6 protein-coding genes are annotated in these 13,868 nt (G+C 54.6%); 1 reads left to right on the forward strand and 5 read right to left on the reverse strand.

The annotated features are described in order from the left end of the window. Positions 1-65: 65 nt before the first annotated feature. The 5 genes from ACI48K_RS01095 to ACI48K_RS01115 all read right to left on the reverse strand — a co-directional run bounded on the left by ACI48K_RS01095 (position 66) and on the right by ACI48K_RS01115 (position 12,334). Positions 66-1,862: an ABC transporter ATP-binding protein gene (locus tag ACI48K_RS01095; RefSeq protein ID WP_475025711.1), complete on the reverse strand. Its 1,797-nt coding sequence runs from the start codon at positions 1,860-1,862 to the stop codon at positions 66-68. Continuing rightward, positions 1,859-3,577: an ABC transporter ATP-binding protein gene (locus tag ACI48K_RS01100; RefSeq protein WP_475026037.1), complete on the reverse strand. Its 1,719-nt coding sequence runs from the start codon at positions 3,575-3,577 to the stop codon at positions 1,859-1,861. Before ACI48K_RS01100 ends, ACI48K_RS01095 begins: the two co-directional genes overlap by 4 nt. A 296-nt stretch (positions 3,578-3,873) precedes the next feature. After that, on the reverse strand, positions 3,874-8,469 hold the full coding sequence (gene gltB, locus ACI48K_RS01105) for a glutamate synthase large subunit (RefSeq protein ID WP_475026038.1): 4,596 nt from the start codon (positions 8,467-8,469) through the stop codon (positions 3,874-3,876). A 1,047-nt stretch (positions 8,470-9,516) separates the two neighbouring features. Next, entirely contained in the window at positions 9,517-11,703 is a 2,187-nt protein-coding gene (locus ACI48K_RS01110) for a YhgE/Pip family protein (protein WP_475025712.1), read from the reverse strand. A gap of 52 nt (positions 11,704-11,755) precedes the next feature. Beyond that, positions 11,756-12,334 carry a TetR/AcrR family transcriptional regulator gene (locus tag ACI48K_RS01115; RefSeq protein ID WP_475025714.1) on the reverse strand — a complete coding sequence of 193 codons (579 nt, stop codon included), beginning with the start codon at positions 12,332-12,334 and terminating at the stop codon, positions 11,756-11,758. A 342-nt stretch (positions 12,335-12,676) separates the two neighbouring features. Between ACI48K_RS01115 and ACI48K_RS01120 the strand changes: the two genes are divergently transcribed. Further along, positions 12,677-13,855, forward strand: coding sequence for an MGDG synthase family glycosyltransferase (locus ACI48K_RS01120; RefSeq protein WP_475026039.1), 1,179 nt, complete (start codon positions 12,677-12,679; stop codon positions 13,853-13,855). Positions 13,856-13,868 lie beyond the last annotated feature (13 nt).

Raw genomic sequence — 13,868 nt, forward strand, 5'->3', positions numbered from 1 at the left:
TTTTCAGTGAACAAACGCCCAACCGCATCCATGCGCGGTATGGGCGTTCTTCGCAGAAAGCGGTCTTAGGCCTCGCCCGCTTTGACTTCTTCGCCGTACCAAAGCCGGCGGAAGCTCCCGCTCCCGGCGAGCAATTGCTCCGCCGTGCCTTCGGCTTCGATCGTGCCGTCTTTCAGCACGATGATATGATCCGCATGCGCCAGCGCCGCCTTGCGATGCGACACGACCAGACAGGTGGCCTCGCCCCTGTCAGTAAAGAGCCGCTCCCACAGCTTGCGTTCCGTCTCAACGTCGAGCGCGCTCGACAGGTCGTCGAATACGTACAGCTGTGCGTCGCGGACAAGCATCCGCGCGGCCGCGGTCCTCTGGACCTGGCCGCCGGAGAGTTTGACCCCGCGCGGCCCGACCTTCGTGTCCAGGCCGTGCTGGAGCTGCGCCACGTCGTCTTCCATGACGGAGACGTACAGCGCCTGCGTCAAATCGGCCGCGGTATCCGGCAGCCCGAGCAGGATGTTGCTGCGCAGCTTATCGCTGTACAAGCGTGGAATCTGCGCCGTATAGGCGCTTTGCGGCGGCACGAAAAAGTCGGCCGGCGCGCTCACCCGGCGGCCGTTCCAAGTAATCTCTCCGGACTCCGCCGGCAGCAGGCCAAGCAGCGCCCGCAGCAGCGTCGTCTTCCCGGAACCGATCATGCCGGTGATTACGGTGAACGACCCGCGTTCCAGCCGCAGGTCAATGTCCTGGACGCCCCGGCCCGTCTCCGGATAGCGGTAAGTGAGTCCGCGGACCTGCAATACCCGCAGCGGTTCTGCCGCAGCTTCGCCACTTGGCGCTTCTCCGGCCGGTGCCGCGGCATCCGCTTCCGCCGGTTTTCCCAGCCCGATATAGGCCGGAACGGTCAGCAGCTTGGCGGACGCCCCTTGAAGCATATCTTTCAAACGGCCGAAGCTGATGGTCATTTGTTTGTAATACGTCATAAAGTTCCCGACATTGGAAATCAGTTGCGTTACAAAGGTCAAATAATAAATGAACAAGGACAAGTCGCCTACGGAAAACGTTCCGCTGCGCATTTTATAGCCGGCCAGGACAAGGATCAGCCCAGTGCCGAGATTCACCGAGTTCGTGAATATCGAGGACAGCGCTTCGGTAATCAGCTTGTCTTTGACCATCGATTGGCGGCGGTTGTCGCTTAACCGTTCGAAGCGGCGAACAATCCGCTCTTCGGCCCCGGCGACCTGAATCGCCTGGACATTGGAGAACATCTCGCTGATCGAGCCGGTCACCTTGGCCGTCGCGGCGCGGCTCGCCGCACGGTATTTCTGGATGCGCGCCGTGGCGATTTGCGCCGCCGTAACGACCAGGATGAGCGGCACAAATACAAAAAACGTCATCTGCGCGTCGATCGAAATCAGGATATAGCTGGACACGATAACGAATCCAATCAGACCCAGCGTATCCACCGACCAGCTCATCGCTTCTTCGGTATGATCGACGTCGTCGCGGAAGTTGCTGATTGCCTCTCCCGGAGAGCAGGGAATCGCTTTGGCGCCCGGCTCCTTCAAGATATGAGCAAGCATATTCCTCCGCAGCAGCGTGCTGATGCGGAAGCGGTAGCTGGCATCGGTCCAGAACCCCACCGCAATCAGCATGATCCGGGCCACGGCGACGGCGACAAGCAGAGCGGCAATTCCCCAGATCCCGTAAGGGAAGTCGCGGCTGCCTTCAAGATCATCGAAAAACGCCTTGGTAACGAGCCCCGGAATAAGCGGAACCATATGAATGACCATCCAGGCAAATAGATTGGCGAAATAGAAAACCGGCCGGAAGGTAAGCAGCTTCCAGAAAAAATGTCTCGTGCTCATGCCAGCACCTCCTCGAGTCCGACGGCCAGCATTTGGCTGAACCTGGACTCCGGATTTCCGGCCAGCATTGCCCGATCCCCATTCTCGATAATCCGTCCGTTTTCGAGAATCATAATCTGATCCGCCCGCTGCACGGTGGACAATCGATGTGCGATCATGATGCAGGTCCGCTCCTCGAGCAGCCGGCTGATCGCCGCTTCGATCCGGTTTTCGGTCAGCGGGTCAAGCCGTGAGGAGGCCTCATCCAGGATAACGAGACCGGGATTGCTTAGAAACACCCGGGCAAATGCAAGCAGTTGGGCTTCTCCCGCCGACAAGCTCCCCCCACCCGACGATAGAACCGTATCCAAACCGTCCGGCAGCGATCCGTACCATTCCTCAAGTCCCAGCTCCTTCAGCACGCCGATAATTTCCTCATCGCCGATTCGCTCGTCGAACAAGGATAAATTGTCGCGGACGCTGCCCTCCATGATCTCGATGTTTTGCGTAACCATCCCTACCCCGCTGCGGAGCTCATGCAGCTTGCAGTTTCGGATATCGACGCCGGACAGCTCGATGGAGCCCGCTTGCGGATCGTAGAAGCGCAGCAGCAGCCTGGCTAGCGTTGACTTGCCGCTGCCGGTCCGGCCTAAAAGGCCAAGCGTCTGTCCTTGCTTAAGCTGCAAATTCAAATCATGCAGCGTCGGCTCGCTGTCTTCTTCGTAGGCAAATGTCAAAGATTTGAGCTTAACGTCCAGCGGTCCGGCCGGCAGAGGAGCCCCCGGTCCGTCGGTGATTCTCGGCTTCGTATTCAGCAAATCCCGGACGCGAACGAGGCTTGCGTCGGCTTTTTGCAAATCCTCGAGCTGGGTGCGGATCTTCTCGATCGGTTTCGCCAGCTGTTCCGTATAATAGAACACGAGATAAACGGAACCGATGGACAGCTCTCCGCGTTTCCAGAGCCAGGCACAGACCAGGAAGGCTGCGGCGTTGCCGAGCGCAAACACAAGGATCGTGGTGCCCCACATCATCCCGAAGCCCAAAAAGGCCCGGATACGAACCGGCAGCATCCGCCTGGACAGTTCGTAAAACCGGTTCATGACATATCCTGCGGCGCCATTCGCCCGGGTGTCTTCCGTTCCTTCCAGATGCTCTCCGATAAAACCGTACAGTTCGGCATTCTGCGCGCGCCATTTCGTCCAGACCGGCACAGTGAATTTACGGATTCGCTGGATGACAAACACGGCCCCTACCACGAACAGGGACATCACCACGCCGATCCAAATATTTTCCCGGAAAAGCAGGACCAAAATCCCCAACATCAGCAGAATGTTGCCCAGCAGATGAATCAAAAAACTGGAAAAAAAGTTTGCCAGTGCGTTTACGTCGCCGTCAACCCGCTCGATTAAAGTGCCCGAAGTGTGCGATTTGTGGAACGACATATCCAGCGACAGGCAGTGCTGCACAAGATCCGAACGCAGCCGGTTGGTTGTCGTCCAGCCGAGGTTCTCACTGTAATAGGCGGCGCACACCGATACAACTTGCTGGATCAGCGAAAAGCCGATGAAAATGGCGGCCGCGGCGTAAAGCGCATTCAAATTGCCTTTACCTTGGGCGGAATCGATGAAATAGCGGATTACCTGCGGATTGACAAGCTGCAGGGCGATCGAGGCAAGCAGCAGCACAGTCAGCCACGCCAACAGCTTGCGCTCCGTGAATACGTACCGGCCCATCATTTCCCGATAATGTCCAAGGGACCTCTTCCTTCGTGAAACGCTTTCCTTTGAAGCCAAGGTTTGTTCAGCCAAGACGGACACTCCTTCCGTTTATGCCGCTTATTCAAATGCAGCTTCGTTATTCTTCTAGGAGCGTCATCCCTGGACCCATCCTAAGATTCTCCAATCATTTTATACAAAAACATATGTTCGCACAATAACTATAATTGTTTTTTTCCAAATTTCCGTATGCAAAAACCCGGGGGCCTGATTGTTCAGGCCTCCGGGCTCTTTCCTGTGTTTCTTCGCATCTTCTCTTAATTCCCGGCACGGGCCAATTCGCGGGTGTTCGCTTCGAAAGCGGCAAGCAGTGCGGCTTCGCCCTGCAGACCTTCGTCCTCCACCTTGCGGATTTGCTCCAGCATCCGTTTGTAGTCCTTCGGAATGATCCGCACGAACTTCGGCAGAACTTCGTTCCAATGATCGAGCACTCGCCGCCCAACCGTACTGTCGGTATAGAGAAGATGGCGGCTGATCATCGTCCGCAGCTGATCGGCTTCGGCCGGATCTTCGACCGATTCCAGCAGTACCATCTCCAGATTGCAGCGGCTCGCGAAATCGCCTTTCTCGTCAAACACGTAAGCGATGCCGCCGGACATCCCGGCCGCAAAGTTCCGGCCCGTACCGCCCAGGACAACTACGCGTCCGCCGGTCATATACTCGCAGCCGTGGTCGCCCACGCCTTCAACAACGACCGAAGCTCCGGAGTTGCGGACCGCAAAGCGTTCGCCGGCGATGCCGCGAATGTACGCTTCGCCTGAAGTGGCGCCGTAGAATGAGGTATTGCCGATTACGATGTTCTCTTCAGCGGCAAACGTCGCTTTCGGCGAAGGCTTCACGATCAACTTGCCGCCTGACAAGCCTTTGCCGGTATAGTCGTTGGCGTCGCCTTCCACGCTCAGCGTCATGCCCTTAGGCACAAACGCGCCAAAGCTTTGTCCTGCCGAACCTTCGAAATGGAAAGTAATCGTATCTTCCGGCAGCCCGGCAGCCCCATAAATTCGTGTTACCTCGCTGCCCAGCACCGTGCCTGTCGCCCGGTTCACGTTGCAGATCGGCAGCCGCGCGCTGACGGCTTCCCCGCGTTTCAAGGCGGGAGCGGCAAGGCCAAGCAGCTTCGTAAAGTCCAATGTTTCTTCAAGCCCATGATTTTGCTTCTTGGTGCAGAAGCGGCTGGCGCCTTCCGGAAGCTCCGGCATATGCAGGAGAGCGTTCAGGTCTACGCCTTTTTTCTTCCAATGATCTACCGCTTTCACGGTATCCAGGCAGTCCGTGCGTCCGATCATTTCCTCCAGGCTGCGGAAGCCAAGCTCGGACATCCACTCGCGCAGATCTTCGGCCACGAAGGTCATAAAGTTGACGACATGCTGCGGATCGCCCGCAAAGTTCTTGCGCAGCTCCGGATTTTGCGTCGCCACGCCCACCGGACACGTATCCAGCTGGCATACGCGCATCATAATGCAGCCTACGGCCACCAGCGGCGCGGTGGAGAAGCCGTATTCCTCAGCGCCGAGCAAAGCGGCTACAGCGAGGTCGCGACCGTTCAGCATTTTGCCGTCCGACTCCAGAACCACGCGGTCGCGCAAATTGTTCAGCATCAGCGTTTGATGCGTTTCGGCGAGCCCAAGCTCCCAAGGCAGACCCGAATGGCGGATCGAGCTTTGCGGCGAAGCGCCTGTTCCGCCGTCATAGCCGCTAATCAGAATGACGTCTGCACGGCCCTTGGCCACCCCGGCCGCGATCGTTCCGACGCCCACCTCGGATACCAGCTTCACGTTGATGCGTGCGCGCGGATTGGCGTTTTTAAGATCGAAGATCAGCTCCGCCAAATCCTCAATCGAATAGATGTCGTGGTGCGGCGGCGGTGAAATGAGCCCTACGCCCGGCGTCGATCCGCGGACTTCCGCAACCCATGGATATACTTTACGGCCCGGCAGCTGTCCGCCTTCGCCCGGCTTAGCGCCTTGAGCCATTTTAATTTGAATTTCATCGGCGTTCACCAGGTAATTCGAGGTGACGCCAAAACGTCCCGATGCCACCTGTTTGATCGCACTGCGGCGCAAGTCGCCGTTCGCATCCGGAACGAACCGGGCCGGATCTTCGCCGCCTTCGCCGGTATTGCTCTTGCCGCCGATGCGGTTCATCGCGATGGCGATCGTTTCATGCGCTTCCTTGCTGATCGAGCCGAAGGACATCGCGCCCGTTTTGAAACGGCGCATGATCGAAGCCGCCGACTCCACTTCCTCAAGCGGAATCTTCGGACCTACAGGCTTCAATTCAAGCAGAGAGCGAAGCGTCAGATATTTCTTGCTTTCCCCTTGAACAAGCGAGGCAAATTTTTTGTACAGCCCGTAGTCGCCGGTTCTGACCGATTGCTGGAGCAAATGTACGCTTTGCGGATTGAAGAGATGCTCTTCCCCTCCGCTGCGCCATTGATATTCCCCGATGGAATCCAGCACCTTGTCGTTGCCGTCTTTCTCGGTGAAAGCCCGGTAGTGATGAGTAAGCGCCTCGGTCGCCACTTCCTCAAGGCCGATGCCTCCAATCCGGGACGGCGTCCAGGTAAAGTAACGGTCGACGAAGTCCGGTTTCAATCCTACCGCTTCGAAAATTTGCGCCCCCCGATAAGATTGGATCGTGGAGATCCCCATCTTGGACAAGGTTTTCACGACGCCTTTGGTGGCGGCTTTAATAAAGTTATAAATCGCTTTTTCGAGAGAAACGCCCTGCAGCATGTTCTGGGAAATCATATCCCGCAGCGTTTCAAACGCCAGATACGGATTCACCGCGCTGACCCCATAACCGAGCAGCAGCGCGAAATGATGCACCTCGCGAGGTTCTCCGGATTCGAGCAGAATGCTCACTTTCGTGCGCGTTTCCTCGCGGATCAAATGGTGATGCAGGCAGGAAACGGCGAGCAGCGCCGGAATCGCCGCGTTGTCGGCATCCACGCCGCGGTCGGACAAAATCAGGAAGTTATGGCCCTTGGCAATGACCCGATCGGCGGCTTCGCACAGCGTATCCAGCGCCTTGCGCAGCCCTTCGGCTCCTTCGGCTGCCGGGAACAGAATCGGAATCGTCATCGCTTTGAAGCCAGGACGATGCACATGGCGGATTTTGGCAAAATCCTCATTGGACAAGATCGGAGACTCCAGTTGGACTTGCCGGCAGCTCTCCGGCTCCGGCTTGAGCAGATTGCGTTCAGGTCCGATCGTCGTTGCGGTCGAGGTGACCAATTCCTCGCGGATCGCATCGATCGGCGGGTTGGTGACCTGGGCGAACATTTGCTTGAAATAGTTGTACAGCCGCTGCGGCTGTTCCGACAGCACGGCGAGCGGAGCGTCATAACCCATGGAAGCCGTGTTTTCCATGCCCGTTAACGCCATCGGCTCCAGTACTTTTCGCAGATCCTCATACGTGTACCCGAACGCCATCTGGTTGCGGGTCAGTTGTTTGCGGTTTTCGCGCGGAAGCTCGGGCGCTTCGGGAAGATCCTCCAGCTTGACAAGATGCTCGTCAAGCCATTCGCGGTAAGGATGCTCCCGGGCAATTTTCATTTTCACTTCCTCGTCGGAAATGATCCGTCCTTCCTTCGTGTCCACGAGCAGCATGCGACCAGGACGAAGGCGGTCTTTATACAGCACGTCCTCCGCCGGAATATCAAGCACCCCGACTTCCGACGAAAGCACGATCAAATCGTTCTTCGTGACATAATAACGCGACGGGCGAAGTCCGTTCCGGTCCAGAATCGCTCCGATCTGAACGCCGTCCGTGAAGCCCATGGCGGCAGGCCCGTCCCACGGTTCCATCATCGTGCTGTGGTATTCGTAGAACGCTTTTTTATCTTCGTTGATATCATCGCGGTTTACCCAAGGCTCAGGCACCATCATCATGGCGACATGCGGCAGGGAACGTCCGCTGAGATACAAAAATTCAAAGGTATTGTCAAACATCGCCGTATCGGAACCGTCCGGATTAATGATCGGTTTTACCTTTTCCAGGTCCGTCCCGAACGCCGGAGTTTCGAACATCGATTGGCGCGCCCGCATCCAGTTGACATTGCCGCGCAGCGTGTTGATTTCACCGTTGTGGATCATAAAGCGGTACGGATGCGCCCGCTCCCAGCTAGGGAACGTATTGGTGCTGAAGCGGGAGTGAACCATCGCGATAGCGGATTCCAATCTCTCGTCCTGCAGATCAAGATAGAATTCTCCGACCTGCTCGGTTGTCAGCATCCCTTTGTAAACGACTTTGCGGCAGGAAAGACTGGATACGTAAAAAGCGTCCCCTTCTTCAACCCCGCTGTAGCGAATGGCCTGTTCGGCGCGGCGGCGAATCACGTACAGCTTGCGTTCAAAATCCAGATCGTCGGCGAGCCCGGCGGCACGTCCGATAAAAACCTGGCGGACAAACGGCTTCGCAGCCTTGGCCGTTTTGCCGAGCATATCGTCACGGGTGGGAACGGTACGGAAGCCGATAACCCGCTGACCTTCCCCCTCGACGATCCTCGCAAGCTCCGCTTCCTGCTTGCCGCGAAGCTCCTCGTCATGCGGCAGGAACAGCATGCCAACCCCATATTGCCCCGCATCAGGCAGAGCGAACCCGAGTCGCTCCGCTTCCGCGGCAAAGAATCTGTGGGGAATTTGCAGCAAAATGCCCGCTCCGTCGCCGGAGTTCGGTTCGCTGCCTTGTCCGCCCCGATGTTCCATATTCGTCAGCATGGTCAAAGCCTGGCTCACGATTTCGTGGGATGCCTTACCTTTGATATGAGCAACAAACCCCATGCCGCAAGCATCTTTTTCAAAAGCCGGATCGTAAAGTCCCTGCTTCTGTGGTAGAACAGTATGTTTCATCATATGCGCAACCTTTCTATAGGTAAAATGGCAAGTAGTGCAAAGCGAACCCCTTGATCGGCATTCTGTCTGGCGTCATTTTTATATAAGTTGAACGAATTTTAGCTTTTCTCTTGTTCCGCTTATATAGTTATTAATTTTACATTGTACCACTTCAATGCGGTAAAAGGGAATTGAAAATATTTTATAAACCCGATAATCTTTCCTTAACACTCTCACAAGCGGAGTCATCTTTTTATTTATTCTAACTGAAAATACTTCTGCTGTTCTTGCACTATATTCTCTTTCTTTTGCACTATTGCTAATAATTTTTAGGCATATGCATGCGAGGCGCCATATGCGCCAAGATGCGGGACAAAGGACGCGAAACCAGAAGTGTTTTCATGACTTTCTGCGCTTGAATCGATTTCCGGAACGGACAGTTACTGTCCAGTTGCAAAAAGTACAACTATTTCAGGTGAAATTCCAAGTTCCTTCTAATTAAATGCAAAATCCGCCAGCCGAAATCAACTTTATTGACACCCGATTAACCGGAGAACTTCCATCTGGAACTCGAAATCAACTTTTTTACGATCTAATTACGGGAAAAGCTCCCGCTAATTTTGGCAAAATGAGGATTTACCGTAATTTAACTGGAAATGCTCCCACTAATTTCGGCAAACGAGGAAGACTAAGGCCTAAATCGATGATTTAGCCGGAGGATTTCCAGTTAGTGTTCGTCCTGATTTAAGAAGGGGACCAATTAACAGGAGAATTTCCAGTTAGTTTGGTCCATTGTTGAAAAGTGGTATGAAGAGTCTATTTTGAGTTGACGAGGTACTAGCCATTCCCCCCTTTCCTTTCGTTATACATAGTCGCTTGGCTTGAACACTCCTATTACAACGTCCGCATCGGGTGATTTTTTTGCCAAAAGCCTCGAACGCCCCTCCCCCTCATAGCGGGCGGTGTTCTGTTTCCCACGCTGCGCGTGCGCAACTGGCTGAAGCTATAATAAAAAAATCCGTCCCCGGTAGCCCGGGAACGGATTTTAATCTAAATATGAAGCGATTATTGCTGAATGCTGAGGCTTGCTTCCGGGCTTACGTCTTGGCTGCGTTCATGACGCAGGAAGTACACAAGCGTAATCGCCAGGAATACGACGGCAAAGGAAGCGAGCACTCCGATGGTTTCCCAAGCTATGTTAAAGTCGCCCGTCGAAATGATCGATTTATACCCTTTGACGCTGTAAGTCATAGGCAGAAGCGGGTTGAAGCTCTTCATCCAGTTCGGAATCAATTCCAGCGGGAATGTGCCTGCGCTTGTCGTCAATTGGAAGATCAGCATCAGGATCGCCAGGAAGCGGCCCGGATTTTCAAGCCAGGTAACCAGCGCCTGTATGATGAACATGAAACAGAGACTGGTGATGAAGCTGAACAGATAGAAGAGCGGAACGCTTTGCACATCAAGCCCAAGTCCGTACAATACCAGCGCTGCGGCCATCAGTGATTGAATCAAGCTCATTCCCGTGAACGCCAGCGCGCGGCTGACAAAACGGTTCCAGCCGTTCGCTTCCGCTACCGAAGACCCGCGGATCGGCACGACCAGAGTCGAGATCAGTGCGCCGACGAAAAGTCCCAGCGAAAGGAAATACGGGGAGAAGCCGGTGCCGTAGTTCGGTACTTGGTTCATTTTTTCCTCATCGATTTGAATCGGTTGCGCAAACATGTCTACAAGAGCATCGGAGCTCTTTACGCTCGAAGTTTGATCTGCGGCGTCGTTCAGCTTGCTGGCCAATTCGTTTGAACCTTGAGCCAGCTGATCCATGCCGGTTTGAAGCTCGCCGGCGCCTTCATCCAGCTGCTTCGAACCGCTGGCCAGCGTGCTCACGCCTCCGGACAGTTGATTCATACCGCCTTGCAGTTGCTTCGAACCGTCGCTGAGTTTACTTGCGCCTGCGGCAAGCTGTTGACCTCCAACTGCCGCTTCGGACAATTTGCCTCCAAACAGCTTAAGACCGGATACCAGTTGGTCTTGCCCTGCTGTCAATTGCTCCGCGCCTTGCGCCAGCTGCTTCTGGCCTGCGGCGAGCTGTCCGCTGCCTTGCACCAGCTGCTGCTCTGCGCTGTGCAGATCCTGGCTGCCTTGAAGAAGCTGCTGTCCGCCTTGGTGAACCTGTTCGCTGCCTGCGGCTACCGCTTGGCTCGCAGCAATAAGTTTTTGTACTTCTGGGCTTTTCGCAAGCTCAGGGTTAGCCATTGCCAGCTGCTGCAGTCCTTGAGCTACGCCCTTGGCCCCTTCAGCAACGGAAGCGCTGCCCTGCACCGAAGTTTCCAGACCGGCTTGCAGCTTCGCGCTGCCTTGCTCGGAAGCGACGAGACCGTTTTGCAGCTTCGTTGCGCCGTCCACCGAAGAAGCAAGACCGGCTTGCAATTGCGAGCCTCCTTGATGCGCTTTAACCGCGCCGGCTTCAAGCTGTTTCTGAGCGGCGCTCAATTGTGCGAGTCCTCCGGAGAGCGTAGTTGCGCCGTTTTTCAGATCGCTCGCTCCTTGTTCCAGCGCGCCTGCGCCTTGCTCCAGCGGAGCGACGCCGTTTTGCAGCTGGTTGGTGCCGTCTACAAGCTTAGCCAAGTTTTCTTTCAGCTTCTTGGCTCCGTCGTCGAGTTGAACCGCGCCGTCATTAATCGAGCTTGCGCCGTTCCCGGCATCGCTTAACCCGCCGGAGATTTTTTCGACTTGATCGAGCATCGTTTCGGTATAAGCTTCCGTAACTTTGGCCGATACCCTCGCTTTAATGTCCTTGATGGCCGTGCCGCCGATTTGCGCGGCTAGGAAATTGTAGCCTTCGTTTGGCTCATAAATCAGCTGTGCGGGCTGCGGTTTGTCGTCCATCAGCGTAGTCGCTTGAATGGAGAAGTTTTCCGGAATTACGACGGTCATATAGTAATCATCGTTTTCCATCCCTTTGTCCGCTTGTGCGCGAGACACGAATTTCCAGGCGAAATTGTCGCTTTTCTTAAGCTCATTAACCAGGTCCTGGCCCACTTGAAGGGATTTGCCTTCAAACTCGGCGCCTTTGTCCTGATTGACGACCGCGACTGGCAGTTCATTCATTTTACCGTACGGGTCCCAGAACGCCGTCAGGAACATTCCGCTGTACAAGACCGGAATGAACAAGACGACCAGGATCGGAATGAACACTTTAGGTTTTTTGAAGGTAGCCCCCAAATCCTTTAAAAATACCGATATGGATTTCATGTTTGTTTTTTCTCTCCTTGTGTTCTTGAATGGTTGTCTCTATTTTAGGTCCTCATTCCGGGGACAGTCCGCTCGCTAAGAAAATGCGGATAAACTCTTTAATCTGCGCTCCGCTAAGAGGCTGGTGATTTTTGTTCCAGTCCGAAGCCAAAGCGATATAGAGCTTAAACACGACAAAGGAAATCACACTGGGATCAAGGGAGCGAATTTCCCCACGTTGTATCGAGCGGGCAAACTGTTGTTCCAGATAATTCAAAATCTCGTTTTCAATCTTCTCGAGTCCTTCCTGGGCCTTTGGCGTTCCAAAATCGCGAACCTCCTGGGACAGCTTGATCAGCAGTTCGTGCTCGGCCCGGAATTCAAGCAGCGCATCCATGCCCGAGTGCAAATTTTCGAAAAACGATTTGTCCTCGTGGACTTCCTGCTGCGTAATCCGCTTCATGTCGGCGATGACGGAACGGAGGATCTCATCGAACAGTTCCTCTTTATTAGTAAAAAATGTATAAATGGTTCCCTTGGCCACATTCGCTATTTTTGCTACATGGTCCATCGTCGTCGCTTTGTAGCCGAATAGGGCAAATGATTTCTCCGCCGCTTCGACCACCTGTTTCCGGCGATCTACCAAAGCCATGCTTCACACCTCCTCGCTGCCTAAATTATGATCCCCATTTCAGAAAAATGACTAAAAATCAATTTCGGTCATTCGGTCATTTATTAATTTAGCACTTCCGCCTATGCTTTGCAAGACGTTTTTTTCAGATTATTTTCATTTCTTTTCATTCGGTCAAAATCCCCGACTTAAGTCCAGCCGTTGACCAGTCCCCGGCCTCTTTCTGCCTTCCCGCAAAAAAAATAAACTGGAATCAAGAAACAGAAGCATTCGGATATCGAGAGCATGTACATATAGATAATTAAAGAACGTTTCCCGGTTGATTTGACCGGAGCATTAATCAAAAGCGGGTGAATCAAGATGATGGAGAAGAGAAGAGTGCTAATCTTATCGGAGGGTTTCGGGAGCGGGCATACGCAGGCCGGTCACGCGCTGGCGGCCGGGATCCGGACGATGTGTCCGAATATTCGGACAAAAGTGATGGAGCTGGGCTCCTTTCTGAATCCGACGGTCGCGCCGTGGATTTTATCTGCCTATCGGATCACTCTGAACGCAAGCCCTGGCCTGGTAGGCATGTTTTACCGCAGAAAATACGAAAAGCCTGTGGGCCGTCTGGCCCGGCTTGCGCTTCATAAAATGTTTTACCTGCATACCGCCCAGGTGATCCGTCAATTGCAACCCGATCTCATCGTCTGTACGCACCCCATACCCAGCGCGATCATCTCGAGGCTGAAGGCATCCGGACTGGACATCCCGCTCTGCACGCTCATCACCGATTACGATGCGCACGGTTCCTGGGTCAGCTCAAACGTCGACCGGTTTCTGGTTTCCACAGATGACGTAAAAGGGCTGCTGGTGCGGCGCGGGATTCATCCTTCCACCGTTCAAGTGACCGGGATTCCCGTTCATCCGGCTTTCTGGACCCGGCAAAATCCCAGTTCCGCAAGAGCCGAACTCGGACTCATCGACATGCCGACCGCCCTTGTCATGGGAGGCGGCTGGGGACTGCTCAAAGACGAGCTGATCGATAAGCTCGCCGCCTGGCGCGAGGACGTCCAAATCGTATGCTGTCTCGGCAACAACGACAAGCTCGCCGATAAGCTGCGCAGCCATCCCGCCTTCCGGCATCCTCACGTCAAGCTGCTCGGGTACACCCGCGAGATCAGCAAATGGATGGACGCTTCGGATCTGCTTATTACGAAACCGGGCGGTATGACCTGCACCGAAGGACTTGCCAAGGGCATTCCCATGCTGTTTTTCGAATCGATTCCGGGGCAGGAGGAGAAAAACCGCGAGTATTTCGTCAATCATGGATATGGCGTAGAACTTTCTTCCCCGGATATTCTGGACGGATGGTTTGAAACCATCAGCGGGAAAACGCAGCATGCCGGTTTCACGCCTCATCAAGAAACGACCGGCACGCCGGACTTTTACCGGCCGCAATTAGCCGCCCAAAATATCATCAGCCTGCTAAACTCGCCCTATTTCAAGTTTTCCTTGCCCCTTCACGCGAACCAGCAGGCCAAACAACAGGCGAACTAAACGACCGGATTTC

The organism is Paenibacillus terrisolis, assembly GCF_056171975.1.